This window comes from Streptomyces griseobrunneus, from assembly GCF_046713465.1.
Lineage (GTDB): Bacteria > Actinomycetota > Actinomycetes > Streptomycetales > Streptomycetaceae > Streptomyces > Streptomyces microflavus.
On the sequence record NZ_CP177080.1, the window covers coordinates 2,777,809 to 2,795,126 of the forward strand.

Consider the following 17,318-nt stretch of genomic DNA (forward strand, 5'->3'; position numbering starts at 1 on the left):
CGGAGGGGCGGGCCACATACCGCCAGGACGCCGGGGTGCAGGGGGCTCCGGCGCCCTGGCAGGCAGCGAACCGGGCGGCCGATTCTTCGCGTTGACCCGCAGTTGGGCGACGGGTGCACTGGTCTACATCGCCGCCGGGTTCCTGGCGAGCCGGGTGCTCCTCGAACTGCTGGGCAACGCGGCCCGGTTGGAATCGTTCGGCTGGCGGCTGTGCTTGCTGCACATACCCGCGCTCGCCGTCACCCTGCTCACCGTCCTGGCCGCCACCCGCATGCTCCCCGACGAGTACCGCACCTCCCGCGCCCTCTACCTGCTCGCCGCGCTGACCGTGCCGCTGGCCGGTATGGCGTACGGCTTCGCGGTGTCGTGGGAGGCGGTGGGGATCGAGGGCGTTCTGATGCCGGTGGTGGCGCTGGCGGCGGGCGCCGCGTCGGGGATGGCGGTGGACCGGCTCCTGGAGGAGCGCGCCACCCGGCCCCCGCCGCCGACTTACTCGTACAACTGGCGTGACAGCGGCGTCACCGCGACGGAGTACCTCGGTGTCGTGGTCCTCGTGGTGACCCTGATCGGCGCGATGGCGATGGCGGGGGTCGGCGGGCAGATCGGGGAGCGCATCCGCTGCGCGGTCAGCGCGCTGGCCGGTGTCGGTGGGTCGTGCGCCACGGGCGGCGGGGACCCCGAGGCGCAGCCGAAGACGGACGCCGACTACGAGCCGAAGATGTGCCAGGTCTCGTCCGTCTCCGACACGGCGGGCGGCAAGGTCAAGATCGGCTGGTTCGAGTGGGGCGAGGAGTACGGCTTCCAGCAGAAGGTCTCCCAGGCCAACACCGACATCAACGGGGACGGAAAGGTCGACGGGAACGACAAGGTCGTCTCCATGACGTTCACCGACGCGGCATCGGCCGGCGTCACCGCCAGTACGCCGGGCGTGAAGCTCGGGAAACTCGGCAAGGCGGACATCGACATCGGCGGCGGCATCAAGATCACGAACGGTGACACCTGGATCTTCGCGAGCGAGGAAGAGGCGCAGAAGATGCGGGACGATATCGAGGAAATGAAGATGTGGGAGACCGCCACCAAGCACGGCGGCGGGTACGGCGGCAACTGGTACTCCGGCATGAAGTGGGCGGAGAAGAAGGAGGACATCGAGCGGAAGATCGGCGACAAGAAGATCTCGTACTCGACGGTCGGCCTCAACGCCTATGCCGACGGTGGTCTGTCCATCAAGGGCGGCGACGAGGACGAACTCGGCGCCAAGCTGGGCGGCAAGGCCAAGTTCACGCCCGAGGTGACGATCACCAAGGACGACGTGAACGGCAACGAGTCGTACACGTACACCGCCAAGCTGGAACTGGAGGGCAAGCTCAGCGGGAACACGGGCCCGCTCAAGGGCACGCTGAGCGGCAAGCAGGACCGCACCGGCGCCATCACCGTCACCCGCGACCAGAAGACCGGGAAGATCGTCCGCATCGACATGACACAGACGGTGGAGAGCGGCTCGACGTCCGGCAAGGTCGAAGTGGGCGGCGACAACGGCGAGTCGGGCGCGGACAAGCGCGGCGGCAAGGGCAGCGCGTCGGACTCGTCGGGCGAGACCGGCATCGAGGTGGTGACGAACTCGGTCGTCTTCGGCAAGGAGACCGACGCGGGCACCGAGGCCGAGCGGGCCGTCGCCGAGCAGTGGCTGGACGGCTCCGGCAACAACACGGCCCCCTTCGAGTACCTCTTCGGCGACCGCGGCATGGAGACGCGCCCCACGGGCAACGACCCTTTCGAACAGCTCATGTTCGAGGACGGGCTGTCCAGCACGATGCGCTACCACGGGGAGACGGACGCGCAGGAGTTCGGCTTCGAGGTCTCGCTCGGGATGAGCCTCGGGTTCTCGATCTCGGACGAGCAGAAGAAGGAGACACTGACGGACGCCAGGTTCCTGGGGGCGCCACGGGGTGACGGCCGCACGTATCTTCCGTACAGCTACTGCGCGAACTGACCTTCCCTACAGCTACTGCGCGAACTGATCCTCCGTGCAGCTGCTGCGCGAACTGACGCTGCCCGCCGCTCGCACGACGGACCTGGCCGGCATGGCACGACGAGAGGCGATGACGATGACGAATACCCCGCAGGTGCGCAGGACGGCCGCGGCGGCCGCCCTGGGGCTCTCCCTCCTCCTGTCACTGGCCGGCTGCGGCAGCGACACCGAGGGCAAGGCCTCGGTGCCCGAGGGCTGGTCCACGCTGGACACCGACAGCCTGAGCGTCGGCTACCCGAAGGCCAAGGGGTACGCGGAGCAGCCGGCGGCCGAGCGGAGCAGGAGTAACGCGGCGGTGGCGCTGAAGGTGGAGAACGGCATCCGCACGGGCATGGTCTCCGTCCAGCTGAACTTCGCCACGGGCGTGAGCGACGCGGGCGAGGCGGCGGCCGCGGCGGGCGCCGGAATCGGCCTGGGCTCCACGCGCAGGGCAACGGAGGACGTACGCCTGGCGGGCCCGGAGAAGTCCCGCGAAGCCCGCCGCATCGACTACGACTTCACAGCCGACGGCAAGGAGGACACCCCGAACACGGGCACCCCGATGACGGGGGTCCTGGTGGCGGGGGTGGACTCGGGGGGTGTGCCGTTCGTGGTCCGCCTGAACGCGGTGAAGGGCGCGGTGAGCGGGGAGGAGCTGGATGCGTTCGTGGGGTCGATCACGGTGAAGTAGGGGACGGGTGGAGGCCGTTCACGCCCTGTTGGGAGCGCCGGCACGTCGGTGCCGCCCTGCGCCGAGGCAGGCAAAGTGGACCCGTCGGCTGTGACAACGAGGGTCCGGCACCGCAGTGTGATCGCGGTGCCGGACCCGGCCGTACGTGGAGCGGAAGGAGTCAGGAACCCTCTCCGCGCGGGAAGGAGACCTCCACGCGGCGGTTCTTCTTCCGGCCCTCTTCGTTGCTGTTGCTGGCGATCGGGTACTGCTCGCCGTAGCCCCGGATCTCGTACGTGATCGTGGGGCCGAGCTCCTTCGAGAGGATCCCGTGGACGGCGTCGGCGCGCTGCTTGGAGAGCACGTCGCCGTGGGCGGAGGAGCCGAGGTCGTCGGTGAAACCGAAGACGCGGACCTTGGTGGCGTTCTGCTTCTTGATCTCGTCGGCGATTGCGGCGATACGGGCGTTGGCCGCCGAGCTCAGCTTCGCGCTGTCCTTGCCGAAGAGGACTTCCGCCTGGAGCGCGAACTTGATGTCGGCGTTGCTGTCCTCGCGGCGCTCCTCACCGCCCTGGTCCTCGACGACCTGGACGATGTCGAGGACCTTGCCAGGTGCGAGTGTCCCGCCCTCGGGCATCTTCAGATCGGGATCGTTCGCGTCGATGGGAACAGGCGCCTCGGACGTCGCCTCCGTACCCGGTGGAACGCTGGGTCCGTCGTCGGCGTAGGAGACCGTGGTGCCCAGGACCGCGCCGCTCACCACGAGTACGGCAACGGCCATCGCACGGCCGGCACTGCGCGTGGGCCTGACACGTCGGGTGGTTTTCATGTCCGTAGTCACCCGGAGATCTTGAGTGAGGTGGTGGCGAACGTCGGCAGGGTGAAGTCGACTTCCGTCGTCTCCTGGGGAGGCGCCGGGAACTGCATGAAGACCGACGCGGAATCACCGGGCGACAGCGGAACGATGGCGGTCGTGCACAGGCATCTGCCGTCGGTGTCCCGCAGCACGTAGTAGTTCTTCTTGCCTGCCTTGTCCACCAGCGTCGCCCCGGCGACCGAGTTGGGGTTCTTCGCCACCAGCGCGGACTCCTGCCCGACCCAGTTGGACGTGTTCTGGGTGCTGGAACCGCCGTTCTTGATCACACCCTGCACGGTTACGAACCCACCGGAATCGCGCTTGACCTGGTTGACGACCAGCGTCAGACCGTTCTGACCGCGAGCCTCCGCGAGCTTGGCATCCGGGTCGACGTCGTCGCCGGCGGCAGTGTCGTTCTGCTGCTCACCCTTGTCCTCGGGGGACGGGCTTGCCGGAGCGGACGTATTCGCAGAACCTGTGCCCGGCGCGTCACCGCCGTCATCACCGCAGCCGGCGAGGGCAAGGGCGAAGGCCGCGGCCATCGCCGCCGCCACCGTCGCCCTTCTGGCTGTCGTGGTCCGCCGCATGCTCATGGTCAGATTCCTCTACTCGTCGTTCGCTTCACTGTCACTGGTCGACCAACCGCACATCAAAGAGAGTCCTGCTCACGCTCTCCCACGGTGGAGGGCTGGCCGGCACGATCTCGAGAATCTCGCCGTTCCGGCACGTGAAGATGAAAAGGTCCTGGACTCCGTCACTGTTGGCGTCCACTGCCTTCGGATTGGGGCAGCGGAACTCGATGAGTGCGGTGGCCCTGGCCTCGGCCTTCCTGTTGTCCGAGCCCGGGAGGACCGACGAGTCCACCGTCTTACGGCCCTGGACCTCGACCGTGATCCGGTCGCGCAGGTATCCGGGGGTCGAGTAGCAGAGCTTCTCGTCGGCGTCGTTGGCGTCGGCCAGTCGTTGCGCCTCGTAGCAGGGTGCGGCGAAAGGCGTGCCGAGGAAGGCGTCCAGCATGTTGCCGGGAAGCGAGGCGAGGAATCCGGTCCCGAAGTCATCACGTGCCTGCTGAGCGGCGGCCAGCGCGGCGGCGTCGGCCGCGCCTTGGGACCCGTTGCGCAAAGCGGAGGCTTTGCCGACAGCGAAGAAGGCCAACGCAAGGAAGAGCAGGCCCGCCACCATCATCACGTAGATGGGGAAAGCCTGCCCTCGGTCCTTGCGCAGGAAATGAATCACTTCGCCGTGATCGAGTTCACCAGCCCGCTGATGCGCGCCGAGATCGCTCCGCCGATGCCCGTCGCCACGATCGCACCGATGATCGCCACGACCACCAGAATGATGCCCAGGTACTCGAACGCCGTCTGCCCCCGGTCCTTCGCCGCGTAGCGCTTCTGGATGGTGCTGACGGCGGTGTTGGCCCAGCCGTTGACGCGGACGGCGGTCTTCAGGGTGATGTCCGACATGGTGGTCCCCTCCTGGTTCGGCCGACCGGTTGCCGGCCGACTCGGGCGTTTCTGCGGTGCCGTCTCCGGTACCGGCTTCCTCCTGGCCGGTGCCGTCGGCGGCGACGTGAGAAACATAGGAGGGAACCGTCGCACGTTGAGAGGGTCCGTGGGCCCATTCCCGGGCCCAAAAGGTTTCCTGGGCCCCCTCGTTCGGCTTCCGGGCGGTCATGGGTGCCGTCCTGGGTCCCGGGGGGCCGTGCCGAGCCAGCGGGCTATCGCCTCGCTGCGGCTGGCGCTGTGGAGCTTGGTGAAGATGCGGTTGATGTGGTTCTTGACGGTCTTCTCGCTGATGAAGCAGGTGGCGGCGATCTGCTGGTTGCTCATTCCGGACGCAATCAGCTCCATGACCTCCACCTCCCTCGAACTCAGCCCGTACTGCTGCCTGTTGGGGGAAGGGACCGACCCCCCGGTTACCAAAGACTGTCCCACAAGAGGTTGCAGTTGCGAAAGGCTTTCGGAATGTTCGCGCTGTCGTGGAGGCGCGTGGACGGGCGTCGACGTGAGCGCCGCGCCCAGGCCGTCGGGCAGGGGGGACGGGTTCGGGGCCGTGCCGTGGCGCATGTGCGCCAGCAGGGCGTCGGCGGCCGTGGCGGTGAAGTTGGCCCGGCCGTTCCTCGTGTCCCGTACCGCCTGCACCAGCTGGTCCGCCGTGAACTCGCCGTGCACCAGGTAGCCGCCGGCGCCCAGGCGCAGGGCCTCGTGGACGATCTCGCTCTCACGGCTGTACGTCAGCATGAGTACGGGGGCGATGCCCACCAGGTGCGGCAGCGCCGAGATGCCGTCCACGCCGGGCATGCGGACGTCCAGCAGGACCACGTCCGGGCGGTGGTGGAGCGTCTTCTCGTACGCCTCCCGGCCGTCCGCCGCCTCCGCGACGACCTGGATGTCGGCCCGGCCCGAGAGCAGGACACCCAGGCCCGCCCGCACCACCGGGTTGTCGTCGGCCACCACCACCCGGAGCCTGGCGGGGGTGGGGGCGGAGGGCAGGGCGGGGGGACCGATCGCGGGGTGCGGGGGGCCTGGTCGGAAGGCGTCGTCCGGCATGCCGCGACCTCCTCTCTGGGTCGGGGATCAGGGGGGTCAGCGGTGGGGGGTGGGGAGGGATGGAGGCGGGGCCGGGGTGGTAGTGGTCGTGGTCGTGGAGGGGGGCTTGAACGGGGATTGCGGTGGTGGGGGTGGGTCTGTCTTGGGGGTGGGCCATGGGGTGCGCTGTGTTGCAGCCTGCTGCTGCCCGGGGGCGGCCACCTGGTCCTCCCGCCCCTCCCCTCCCGCCAGCGCCGCCAACGGGAGTTCCACCCGTACCTCCGTCCCCCTCTCCGCCTTGCCCCTGCCGATCCGGATCCGGGCCCCGATCGACGCCGCGCGTTCCACCATGCCGACCAGGCCGAAGTGGCCCGCCCGGCGCAGGCCCTCCAAGGTGGTTCCGGCGGGGAGGCCGCGGCCGTCGTCGTACACGCTCACGCGCAGCACATCGCCCTTCACCCCGGCCAGGACCACCAGGTACGTGGGGCCCGCGTGGCGGTTCGCGTTCTCCAGGGCCTCCGAGGCGACCGTGAGGAGCTGGCGGGCCACCGCCTGGGGGATGGGGGGGACCGGGGTCTCCTCTCCGAGCCTGCGGAACGTGGCCGTCACCGGGTGGCGGGCGGTGAAGTCCGCCGCCTGGGCGGCCAGTTCGGTGATGACGTCCACGCCGCCCTCCAGGCCCTGTTCCCTCCGCAGGTCCGTGAGCAGCTCCCTGGACTCGGCGGCCGCCCGGCGCGCGGCCCGGGCCACCAGGCCCGCCTGGTGCCGCACCGTCGGCGGGTCCATGCGGTCGGCCGAGCAGGCCAGGCCGTCGGCCGCCAGGGCCAGGCCGTGCAGGGTCTTGGCGACCGAGTCGTGCATCTCCCTCGCCAGGCGCGTGCGTTCGCCCTCCACCGCCTCGTTCACCGCCAGCCGCGCCCGGGTCTCGGTGAGCGCCTGGGTGGCCGTCCCGAACCGCAGGAGCAGGTTGCGCAGGGTGACCCCCACCGCCCCGGCGATCACGCAGAAGCCGGGGAGGAGCAGTCCCGTCGCCCCGCCCGCCTCCAGCTTCGGGACACTCGCGTACACGCCGAAGACGATCACCACCTGGAGCGCCGCGAAGACCGCCGCCCCGCGCCAGCCCTGGACCAGGCCCGCCAGCAGCGGGGTGCAGACCGTGACGTACGCGAGGGTCGACTCGGGGGTCGCCGTGATCAGCAGCAGTGAGCCGAAGAGCGCGTCGACGGCGAGCAGCCAGGGGTGGCGCAGGAGGACCGGGCCGAAGCGCTCCCAGTCGCGGAACAGGACGTACGAGCCCATGAAGGTGGCCAGGACCGCCGAGCCGATGAACCAGGTGGGCAGGCCGGGGGCGGTGTGGCCGATGGCGTACGGGGTCGCTATCGCGATCATCGCCAGGCGGAAGCCGAACACCTGGCGGCACATGGCCTGGAGGGCGTTGACCTGGATGGCGAAGGCCGGGCGGGCCGGGGTGCCGGTGTGGGCCCGGGTCAGGTCCGCGGCCAGGCCGGGCTGGGCGCCGCTCAGTTGGTATGCCATGTTCCTGTCACCTCCGGCTCGTTCCCTGTAAGGCCCCGCGGCCTCCGCCGTTCCCGCTGTGCCTGCCGTGTCCGCCGTGCCCGCCGTTCCTGTCGTCCCCATCCCTCCCGCCGTTCATGTCAGCCGCCCGTGAGAAACGAGAAGTCGACATCGGCCCCGTACACGAAACCGACCGTGAGGAGAACGAGCGTGCCGGGCAGGAGGAACGACGTCACCGCGAACGTCGCCTTGGGGACCGCCTTGGCGGCCTTGCGGCGGGCGTTCTGGGCGTCGGTGCGGCGCATGTCGTTGGCGATCTGGATGAGCGTCTCGACGATCGGCGCGCCCAGCTCCTCGCCCTGCTGGAGCGTGGTGACGAACATCGCGACCTGCTCCGAGTCGTTGCGTCTGCGCAGCTCCTCGAAGGCCTGGCGGCGGCTGACGCCCATGTCCATCTGGCGCAGCGTGATGCGCAGTTCGTCGGACCAGGGGCCCTCGTACTTCTCCGCCACCCGGTCCAGCGCCTGCCGGAAGCCGAGTCCGGCGGAGACGACGACGGCCAGGACGTCGAGGAAGTCCGGCAGGGTGCGTTCGATGTGCTCGCGGCGGACCCGGATCGCGGACCAGATCCCCGCCTCCACCCAGAACAGGCCGAACGCGACCATCAGGAGAGCCAGGAAGAGCTGGCCCCGGAGGAGCATCGAGAAGGCGCCCAGGAGGCCGAGCGCGCCGTAGACCGCACGGCGGGCGGCGTAGCGGTCGATGGTGAGGCCGCCCGGGTTTCCGGCCAGGTCGATCTGGCGGCGCTTCTTGTTGACCGCCTTGGGGCCCATCATCCGCAGCACCATCGGGGCCCAGCGGATGCCGAGCCGGTCGATGCCGGAGCCCACCGCGCTGGTGCGCGAGGAGCCGGATTCGAGCGCGATGGCGAGGTCCACGGGCAGTTCGGCGTCGGCCCGGTACATCCGGATGCCGTGGATGGCCCCGTAGACGGCGAGTCCGACGACCAGGGCAAGCAGCAGATCCATGTCCGTCCCCCTTCTTCCTGGTGTCAGACGTCGATACGGGACAGGCGGCGGATGACCACGAACCCGATCGCGTACAGGGCGATGGCCACGACCACCGCGGCCTGGCCGATGAAGGCGCCCGTCATGCGGTCGAGGGCGCCGGGCATGACCGCGTTCATCAGGAGCATCGCGCCGACGCCGAAGGCCGGGACGGCGTAGGCGGTGACGGTGACCTGGGAGAGCTGGGTCTTGACCTCGCGGCGGGTCTCCTTGCGCTCCTCCAGCGTCTCGGTGAGGTTGCGCAGCGAGCTGACGACCGTGCCGCCCGCCCGGTTGGAGAGGACCAGCGTCGTGACGAGGACGACGAGTTCGCGTGAGGGCAGCCGGTCGGTCAGTTCGCTCAGCGCTTCGTCCAGGGGTTCGCCGACCGCCAGCCGCCTCGCCACCCTTGCCAGCTCCTCGCCCGCCGGGTCCTCCAGTTCCTCGGCGGCCATGGAGAGCGCGGTGCGCAGGGCCAGGCCCGCCTGGGTGGCGTTGGCCAGGATGCGGGAGAGCTCGGGGAGCTGGTTGATGAAGCGCTCGGTGCGTTTGGTCCGCTGCCAGTTGAGGAAGGCGTTGGTACCCCAGAGGCCGATCAGCGCGGCGACCGGGCCGAAGAAGGCGGCGAGCATGGAGGAGGCGATCATCCACAGCCCGGCCATCGCGACCAGGGCGTAGACGAAGAACTCGCCGGGGGTGAGCTCCATGCCGGTGGCCGCGAGCTTCAGCTCCAGCTTCCGGCCGAGCGCGGTGGCCCGCAGCCGGCGGTCCAGGCCCTTGAACCGGCGGTGCCGGCCCGTCTCGGGGACCTGCCCGACGTGGGAGAGCCGTTCGACGAGGGCGTCGCGGTCGGCCTTGCCGCCGGAGTAGGCGTACAGGCCCATCACGCCGAGCACGCAGGCGACCAGCGTGACGCCGACGGTGACCAGGGGGAGGTTGACGTTGTCCATGGCTCGGTACCTAGTTGGCCTCTCGGATGGCGAGATGTTCGGCGCTCTCGGCGATACCGAACGCCTGCGGGATGGGCTGGCTCGCCATGTAGAGGCGGTCGGCGATCTTGCGGGGCAGCGGCAGGTACTGGAAGTGGCCGTAGATCCGGCCGTCGGACGCCATCGGCTGCCCGTTGAACCGGGCCACCGTGACGATCCGGTACGGGTCGCGGCCGTGCGAGTCGAGGACCGCGATCTCGGTGATCTTCCTGGTGCCGTCGGCGTGCCGGGTGAGCTGGACGATCACGTCGACGGCGCTGTTGATCTGGTCGTGCAGCGCCTCGAAGGGGATCTCCACCTCGGACATCGAGGCCAGGGTCTGCAGACGCATCAGCGCGTCCTCGGCGTTGTTGGCGTGGACGGTGGCGAGCGATCCGTCGTGACCGGTGGACATCGCCTGGAGCATGTCGAGCGACTCGCCGCCTCGGACCTCACCGACCACGATGCGGTCGGGGCGCATACGCAGCGAGTTGCGGACCAGGTCGCGGATGGTGATCTGGCCCTTGCCCTCGACGTTGGCCGGGCGGGACTCCAGCCGGATCACATGGCTCTGCTGGAGCTGGAGTTCGGCGGAGTCCTCGATGGTGACGATCCGCTCGGTGTTCGGGATGAGGCCGGAGAGCGCGTTGAGGAGCGTCGTCTTTCCGGTGCCGGTGGCGCCCGAGACGATGATGTTGAGCTTTGCCTGGACGAGACCGGCCAGCAGGATCAGCATCTGCTCGTCCAGCGAGCCGAAGCCGATCATCTCCTGAAGGGTGAAGGAGCGCGGGAAGCGGCGGATGGTGAGGGTGGCGCCGGTCAGCGACAGCGGCGGGATGATCACGTTGACACGTTCACCGCTGGGCAGGCGTGCGTCGACCATCGGATTCGACTCGTCCACACGGCGGTTGACGGTCGACACGATGCGTTCGATGGTCTGCATCAGCTGCTCGTGGGAGCCGAAGCGCAGGGGCAGTTGCTCCACCTTGCCGCTGCGCTCGACGAAGATCTGGTCCGGGCCGTTCACCATGATCTCGGTGATCGACGCGTCCTCCAGGAGCGGTTCCAGGATGCCGAGGCCGAGCGCCTCGTCCACGACCCGCCGGATCAGCTGCGAGCGCTCCACGGTGGAGAGGACCGGGCCCTCACGGCTGATGATGTGGCCGAGTACGCGTTCCAGGCGGGCCCGCCGGTCGGCGGCGGCCAGCGAGGACATCTCCGCGAGGTCGATCTCCTCCAGCAGTTTGGCCCGGTAGGTGGCCACCATGTGGCTGTCCTCCCGTGCGCCGCCGTGTTCGTCCGGGGCGGTCATGCGTGCCCGCAGGCTCATCTGCGTAACTCTCCTCGGTGTCGCGGAATGCTGCTGGGTCCGGCCGGTCTGTGCCGTGGGCGGCTATTCGCGTGGCATCGTGGCGCTCCGCTTCGCCACCCAGCCGTCCAGGCCAGGGACGACGGAGGGGACCTTGACCTGGACGGTCGCGGTGATGTCCTGGCCGCCGCTCTGGCTGTACCCGAACCCGTCGCCGCTCAGCCAGTCGCTCACCGCGCCCCGGGCCGCCGACTCCGGGTCCCCGTGGGCGTCGTAGCTGGCCGCCGTACGGGCTCCGGCGCGTGCGGCGGTGCCCGCCTGGTTGGCGGCGTACGCGGCGAGGCCGAGCTGGAGGGCGCCCATCGCGACGAGGAGCAGCAGGGGGAGGAAGCCGAGGTACTCCATGGCGACCTGGCCGCGGTCGCGGCCCTTCCCGGCCGGCCCGGACCGGATGCGTGCGCTGTACGGCAGGGTCGTCATCACTCAGTCCTCCAGCGCCGATCCGGCTTCGCCGTCGATGTCGATGTCCAGGTCGAAGAGGCCGGGGACCAGTACCGGGACCTTGAGCGTCACCTTCGCCTCGTACAGGTCCGAGCCCCGGCTGCAGCTCACCCGGGCCGCACCCGACCAGGCGTCGGGCAGGTCCTCCAGGGCCCCCGCCCGGCAGGCCGCCCCGGCCCCGTACTCCGCTCCGCTGCCCTTGCGCGCGCCCACGTCCGCCGCGTTGCCCGCGAGGCTGAACGTGTAGCCGATCAGGGCGCACTCCCAGAGCACCAGCATGATCAGGATGATGAAGGGGGTCATGCCCAGGAACTCGACCGCGGTCTGCCCGCGGTCGTCCCGCACGCCCCGGGCCCTTCGGCCCAGCACAGCCCGGGCCGAAGGGTCCCGTGCGTCTCCGGTGCGCTCACGCGGGGCGGTGATCCGCCCCCGTATGCCGCTGCGAGCCGTCCTTTTGGTGGTCATCGCTCAACGTGTCCCCTCAGCTTCTGCGGGCCCGCCACGCCGGCGGCGCGGGAGTCCGATCGAGCCCCGGTCGTTCTTGAAGGTGCCGCTGTTCCTCTTGGCGAGTAAGCCGCCGGACTTCTTGGCGGTCGCGCTCGCCTTGACGATGCCCAGCTCTCCGGCCAGGCCCCACAGGGCTTGCTTGACAGTGCTCTTGGCGTCCAGTTCGTGCAGGCGGCCGGAGTCGATGGACGCCTGGAGCTCCTTGAAGTTGGCGGGGACCGCCGCGTTGGCGACCCGGGTGCCGGTGATCTTCTGGATCAGGGGCGGCTGGATCTCGGTGTTGCGGGTGAAGCGGTTGACGAGGGTGACGGTCTCCTCGGCCTTGCGGATCTGGAGCCGTTCCCACATCCGTACGATGCGTTTCGCGCCGCGCACCGCGACGACGTCGGGGGTCGTCACCAGCAGGGCGACGTCGGCCATCTCGATGGCGGCCGCGTTGGCCCCGTTCATCTGCCCGCCGCAGTCGATGACGACGATCTCGTACCGGGAGCGCAGGGCGCTGACGATCTGGCGGGACGAGCGGTCGCTGACCTCCTCACCGCGTTCGCCCTCGCCGGGGGCGAGCAGCAGGGCGAGGCCGGTGGAGTGGGAGAAGACGGCGTCGGCGAGCACCCGGGGCGAGATGTCGGTGATCAGGGCGAGGTCGACGAGGGAGCGCCGGAACTGTACGTCGAGGAACGAGGCGATGTCGCCGGTCTGGAGGTCCATGTCGACCAGGGCGACCGAGTGGCCGGAGGCCTGGGCGGCGAGGGCGAGCTGGATGGCGGTGACGGTGGCGCCGACGCCGCCCTTGGCGCCGGTGACCGTGACGACCGTGCCGCCGGGGCCGGTGAAGACGTCGCCCGCGGAGGAGAGGTGGCGGCGTACGCCGGTCGACCACTGGGCCGCGGCCTGGACCCGGTTGGCGAGCTCCTCGTAGCCGACCGGCAGGGTGACCAGGCCGCGGGCGCCGGAGTCCATCGCGTCGGCGAAGAGGTGGGGGCTGGCGTCCGTGGTGATCATGACGACCCCGACGGAGGGGAACCGCAGGGACACCTCCCGGATCAGCTCCAGGGCGGGGACCGGGCCGATCCGCTCGTGCACCAGCACCACTTCGGGCAGCTCGTCGAGGGCCTCGCCCGCGAGCCGGGCCAGGGTGTCGATCAGCTGGGTCGAGTCGCCGACCGGGCTGGCCGGTTCGGCGTCGGGGAGCTGGCTGAGCAGGGTGGTGACGGAGCGGGCCGCGTCGGGGTCGCCCACGGCCGGGAGGATTCTGGTGGTCATCCGATCCTCACTTGTCCTTGTCGAGCGTGTAGGTGCGGTCCCCCGGGCGGATGGTGCCGTCGCTGCCCGGGGCGACGAGGGCGAGACGTACGTGCTCCGCGAAGGACTCGGCGTACGCGATGCGCTGGGTGTCCAGCGTGTTCAGGGCGAAGGTGATCGGCACGGCCTCGGTGACCTGGCTGCGGCGCTCGTCGCCGCTCGGGTTGAGGGCGGTGAGCGTGCCGACCTCCAGCACCTTGGCGTTGGAGACGATGACCTTGGACTGGGCGGGGGTGCCGTTCTCCTGCTGCTCACCGGCGAACGTGGCGTAGATGTTGACCGTGGCGCCCGGCGTGATCTTGCCCGCGACGCCGGTGGCGGCATCGATCATGATGGCGATCTCCTGCTCACCGGCACGGAGTTCGGGTTTGCGCACCATCATGTCCGACTGGAGCAGCGAGCCCGAGCGGAGCTGGGTGACGGCGATCTTCGACTCGATCTCGCGCAGGTCGGTCACGGCGTTCTCCGAGAGCCACCGCTTGGGCATCGTGATCTTCTCGAACTGACCACTGCGCAGGGCCGTGTACGGGGCCACGTCGGATTTCAGCTGGTAGGCGGTCACTTCGGGACCCACCTTGGAGTTCACATCGCTGATCACCGAGAGCACGCCGGCGAAGGCACCGAAGGCACACAGGACCGACAGGAGCAGGAGTATCACGCCGCGGCGCTGGCGGGAGTTCATGGGCCGGACAACCTCGTTCGAATCGGATGCGTGGGGCAGCGGACAGAGGGATGTGCGGTGAGGCGGTACGGGCCGGGGGCCGGGCGCCCGGGCCGGGCGGGCCTAGGGGCCGGAGGACTGGCCGGCTTCCAGCTGAAGGACACCGGTGGACGCCCTGCGGTTCTCGGGGGCGGCGAGCGGTGCGGAACAGAAGGCGCAGCGGTCGCCGATGAGTTCCATTTCGCACCAGTGGCACTTCTCCCGCCGGACGGAGCAGACCAGTTGGTAGAGCATGGAGATGTCCGGGAGGTAGGCGGCGAACTCCACCAGCTTTCCCGTGCCCCACCAGCGCGGGGAGTCGGCGAGTACGCCGGTGTCGTGTACGGCCTGGACCTTCCAGGCGGGCACGAGGGTCTCCTGTACCCAGTCCGACTGCAACTGCCCTTTGGCGACCAGAAGATGCGTACGGAATTCCGGTCCGGCCAGGGGTTCGGCGGCCGGCCCCACTTTGATGAGCTGCGGTTCGGGCCCGGCGAGCACGGCGAACTGCGAGCCGGGGACCCAGGACTTGGCGTGGCTCTTGAGGCTGACCGGGACCCGGTCGAGTTTGGCGACGGAGTTGAGCAGGGCGCCCGCGTAGATGTAGTGGGACAGCAGCCGGGCGGCGGAGGCGACCACCCCGGGGCTGAAGTCGCAGATGGACAACTGCCGCAGCTGGCGCACCAGTACGGCCACGCCGAGGGGTGGCAGATCCACCTTGACCAGGGCGATCCGGTCGCTCTCCAGGACCGAGCGGATCGAGTGCAGGCGGCGTTCGTGCTCGGGCCGGATGCCGGACGGGTAGAGGGCGATCACGTATCCGTGCTGTTCGAGCAGCAGATGCATGTCGCCGATCGCCAGCTCCAGGGCCTGGGCCTCTGGGGCCTGGAGCAGGGCCGCGGTCGGTGTCTGCTGATCGGTGGGCGGCAGCACCAGATCTGCACTCGTCACTGCTATTGCGGTCGGCACGCTCTTCCCCGTTCGGCTCCGGCCGCCGTCGAGACGTCGGCCGCAATCGCTCCTGCTCCGTGCTCCTGCCTCAGCACTTTAGCCACGTCTCACCAGGCAGAGAACAGTTATCGGAGACCAGTGCGTCATCATGCGAACACCGTTCGTACGGGGGTCGGGTGCTAAACAGGATGAAATCGATTCCGGTCAACTTCCCGGCCACTGCGGAGCGTTACCGAACCCGGCATCCGGAATCCGGTCGTGTTTTCATTTCCGCACGTCAGGGCGGATACAGGAGCGTTCCGGATCATTCCGGCGGGCCGTTTCCGTCACGGTACGAAGACCTTCAGCAAGATCACCCGTGTGGGTAGCGGAGTGAGGGCGGCGGGTCGCCTCCCGGCAAAGAATCTCCGGCCCGGGACCCTCCGCCGAGAGCCCCGCGGGCAGCGCCGGAGCCTCCCGCGAGCACGGCCGCCCGACGCTTCGGGATGCCCTTTCACCGCCAGAGGTCTTGACAACTTGATTGGTCTGGACCAGTTTATCCGCCAGCGGTGGCCACCGCTTCTGCTCCACACCGCACGGCCTTCCCCATCCCCGCCGCCGTGCACTCCCGCCACGTACCACCAACTCCCCACGGAGGCCCACGTGCAACGCTCCGCAGGCAGCAGAAGACGCAGAAGGCACAACTCCCGGCCCATCCTCGGCGGCGCCATGGCCGTCATCGCGGCCGGCGCCCTGACCGTCACCGGACTCGTCTCCACCGCGCAGGCCGCCGACATCAACAACGCCAAGAACGCGGGCTTCGAGTCGGGGCTCGCCAACTGGGCCTGTTCCGCCGGCAGCGGCGCCACCGTCTCCTCCCCCGTGCGCAGCGGTACGTCCGCGCTGAAGGCCACCCCGGCCGGCCAGGACAACGCCAAGTGCACGCAGACCGTGGCCGTGAAGCCCAACTCGACGTACGCGCTGAGCTCCTGGGTGCAGGGCGGTTACGCCTACCTCGGAGTGACCGGCAGCGGAACGACGGACGTCTCCACCTGGACGCCGGGCTCCACCAGCTGGACCAAGCTGTCCACCAGCTTCAAGACCGGCGCGAACACCACGTCGGTGACCGTCTACACCCACGGCTGGTACGGGCAGTCCGCCTACTTCGCCGACGACATCGAGGTGACGGGCCCCGACGGCGGTGGCGGCGGTGAGGACCCCGGCCCGGTCATCCCGGCAGCCCCCGCAGGCCTCGCCGCGGGCGCCACGACGACCTCCTCCGTCGCCCTGTCCTGGAACGCGGTCTCGGGCGCCACGGGCTACAAGGTGTACCGGGACGGTGCGCAGGCCAGCACCTCCACCGGGACCTCGGCGACCGTCACGGGGCTGGCCTCCGACACGGCGTACCAGTTCACGGTGAGCGCCACCAACGCGGCCGGTGAGTCGGTGAAGTCCGCCGCCGTCAGCGCCCGTACGGCCAAGCCCGGCACGGGCGGCCCCGGCCCCGCCGTGCCCAAGCACGCGGTGACCGGCTACTGGCAGAACTTCAACAACGGCGCGGCTATCCAGAAGCTCACCGACGTCCCGGCCGACTACGACATCATCGCGGTCTCCTTCGCGGACGCCACGGCGACGCAGGGTGCGGTCACCTTCAAGCTCGACTCGGCCGGGCTGGGCGGCTACACCGACGCCCAGTTCCGCGCGGACATCAAGGCCAAGCAGACGCAGGGCAAGAACATCATCATCTCGATCGGCGGCGAGCTCGGCACGATCCGGGTCGACAGCGACGCCTCCGCCACCGCGTTCGCCAACTCGGTGTACGCGCTGATGCAGGACTACGGCTTCAACGGGGTCGACATCGACCTGGAGAACGGCCTCAACGCCACCTACATGACGAAGGCTCTGCGCCAGCTGTCGGCGAAGGCGGGCAGCGGGCTCGTCATCACGATGGCCCCGCAGACCATCGACATGCAGTCGACGTCGGGTGAGTACTTCAAGACGGCGCTCAACATCAAGGACATCCTGACCGTCGTCAACATGCAGTACTACAACAGCGGTTCGATGCTGGGCTGCGACGGCAAGGTCTACTCCCAGGGCTCGGTGGACTTCCTCACCGCGCTCGCCTGCATCCAGCTGGAGGGCGGCCTCGACCCGTCCCAGGTCGGCATCGGTGTCCCCGCCTCCACCCGGGGCGCGGGCAGCGGCTACGTCTCCCCGTCGATCGTGAACGCCGCCCTGGACTGCCTGGCCAAGGGCACCAACTGCGGTTCCTTCAAGCCCTCGAAGACCTACCCGTCGCTCCGTGGCGCGATGACCTGGTCGACCAACTGGGACGCGACGGCCGGGTTCGCCTGGTCGAAGGCGGTCGGCCCGCACGTCCGCAGCCTGCCGTAACCGCGTAGCCCGTATCGCACAGCGATCCTCCGAACCTGCAGCGCCGCCGCTCCCCCGGCGGCGCTGCGGCGTTCCGGAAGCACG

17 protein-coding genes are annotated in these 17,318 nt (G+C 69.6%); 3 read left to right on the forward strand and 14 right to left on the reverse strand.

The window, feature by feature from the left end; genetic code table 11:
- The first annotated feature begins 91 nt into the window (after positions 1-91).
- Positions 92-1,990 (forward strand): hypothetical protein, encoded by a 1,899-nt coding sequence (locus tag ACK8N7_RS12160; protein WP_500442236.1) that lies wholly within the window; start codon positions 92-94, stop codon positions 1,988-1,990.
- A 109-nt stretch (positions 1,991-2,099) separates the two neighbouring features.
- On the forward strand, positions 2,100-2,699 hold the full coding sequence (locus tag ACK8N7_RS12165) for a hypothetical protein (protein WP_500445730.1): 600 nt from the start codon (positions 2,100-2,102) through the stop codon (positions 2,697-2,699).
- 160 nt (positions 2,700-2,859) lie between these two features.
- Here ACK8N7_RS12165 and ACK8N7_RS12170 read toward each other — a convergent pair whose 3' ends face one another.
- From ACK8N7_RS12170 to ACK8N7_RS12235, 14 genes are all read right to left on the reverse strand, one after another.
- The gene (locus tag ACK8N7_RS12170) at positions 2,860-3,507 is read right to left on the reverse strand and encodes an OmpA family protein (RefSeq protein ID WP_403209223.1); all 648 of its coding nucleotides are present in this window, start codon (positions 3,505-3,507) and stop codon (positions 2,860-2,862) included.
- An 8-nt stretch (positions 3,508-3,515) separates the two neighbouring features.
- A complete protein-coding gene (locus ACK8N7_RS12175) occupies positions 3,516-4,127 on the reverse strand; it encodes a hypothetical protein (RefSeq protein WP_500442238.1) in 612 nt (203 codons plus the stop codon).
- A 34-nt stretch (positions 4,128-4,161) separates the two neighbouring features.
- Positions 4,162-4,770 carry a pilus assembly protein TadG-related protein gene (locus tag ACK8N7_RS12180; RefSeq protein ID WP_500442240.1) on the reverse strand — a complete coding sequence of 203 codons (609 nt, stop codon included), beginning with the start codon at positions 4,768-4,770 and terminating at the stop codon, positions 4,162-4,164.
- Complete coding sequence (locus tag ACK8N7_RS12185) at positions 4,767-4,997, reverse strand: hypothetical protein (RefSeq protein WP_015611026.1); 231 nt, start codon at positions 4,995-4,997, stop codon at positions 4,767-4,769. The genes ACK8N7_RS12180 and ACK8N7_RS12185 overlap by 4 nt, the downstream gene beginning before the upstream one ends.
- Positions 4,998-5,204: 207 nt before the next feature.
- Complete coding sequence (locus ACK8N7_RS12190) at positions 5,205-6,083, reverse strand: response regulator (protein WP_500442241.1); 879 nt, start codon at positions 6,081-6,083, stop codon at positions 5,205-5,207.
- A gap of 36 nt (positions 6,084-6,119) precedes the next feature.
- Positions 6,120-7,598, reverse strand: a complete 1,479-nt coding sequence (locus ACK8N7_RS12195; RefSeq protein ID WP_403209215.1) for a sensor histidine kinase — start codon at positions 7,596-7,598, stop codon at positions 6,120-6,122.
- A gap of 119 nt (positions 7,599-7,717) precedes the next feature.
- Positions 7,718-8,605 (reverse strand): DUF5936 domain-containing protein, encoded by an 888-nt coding sequence (locus ACK8N7_RS12200; protein WP_015611023.1) that lies wholly within the window; start codon positions 8,603-8,605, stop codon positions 7,718-7,720.
- A gap of 23 nt (positions 8,606-8,628) precedes the next feature.
- Positions 8,629-9,573, reverse strand: a complete 945-nt coding sequence (locus ACK8N7_RS12205) for a type II secretion system F family protein (protein ID WP_032757697.1) — start codon at positions 9,571-9,573, stop codon at positions 8,629-8,631.
- A gap of 10 nt (positions 9,574-9,583) precedes the next feature.
- Positions 9,584-10,921 (reverse strand): TadA family conjugal transfer-associated ATPase, encoded by a 1,338-nt coding sequence (locus ACK8N7_RS12210; RefSeq protein WP_031123245.1) that lies wholly within the window; start codon positions 10,919-10,921, stop codon positions 9,584-9,586.
- A 63-nt stretch (positions 10,922-10,984) separates the two neighbouring features.
- A complete protein-coding gene (locus ACK8N7_RS12215; protein WP_403209213.1) occupies positions 10,985-11,380 on the reverse strand; it encodes a TadE/TadG family type IV pilus assembly protein in 396 nt (131 codons plus the stop codon).
- A gap of 3 nt (positions 11,381-11,383) precedes the next feature.
- On the reverse strand, positions 11,384-11,866 hold the full coding sequence (locus ACK8N7_RS12220; RefSeq protein ID WP_403209211.1) for a TadE family protein: 483 nt from the start codon (positions 11,864-11,866) through the stop codon (positions 11,384-11,386).
- A 3-nt stretch (positions 11,867-11,869) separates the two neighbouring features.
- Positions 11,870-13,171 (reverse strand): CpaE/TadZ family protein, encoded by a 1,302-nt coding sequence (locus ACK8N7_RS12225; RefSeq protein ID WP_500442243.1) that lies wholly within the window; start codon positions 13,169-13,171, stop codon positions 11,870-11,872.
- 7 nt (positions 13,172-13,178) lie between these two features.
- Positions 13,179-13,892 (reverse strand): Flp pilus assembly protein CpaB, encoded by a 714-nt coding sequence (gene cpaB, locus ACK8N7_RS12230; protein ID WP_403209207.1) that lies wholly within the window; start codon positions 13,890-13,892, stop codon positions 13,179-13,181.
- A 102-nt stretch (positions 13,893-13,994) separates the two neighbouring features.
- Positions 13,995-14,861, reverse strand: coding sequence for a hypothetical protein (locus tag ACK8N7_RS12235; RefSeq protein ID WP_403209205.1), 867 nt, complete (start codon positions 14,859-14,861; stop codon positions 13,995-13,997).
- Between the two features lie 642 nt (positions 14,862-15,503).
- Here ACK8N7_RS12235 and ACK8N7_RS12240 point away from each other — a divergent pair.
- Positions 15,504-17,234, forward strand: a complete 1,731-nt coding sequence (locus tag ACK8N7_RS12240; protein ID WP_500442246.1) for a chitinase — start codon at positions 15,504-15,506, stop codon at positions 17,232-17,234.
- Positions 17,235-17,318: the final 84 nt, after the last annotated feature.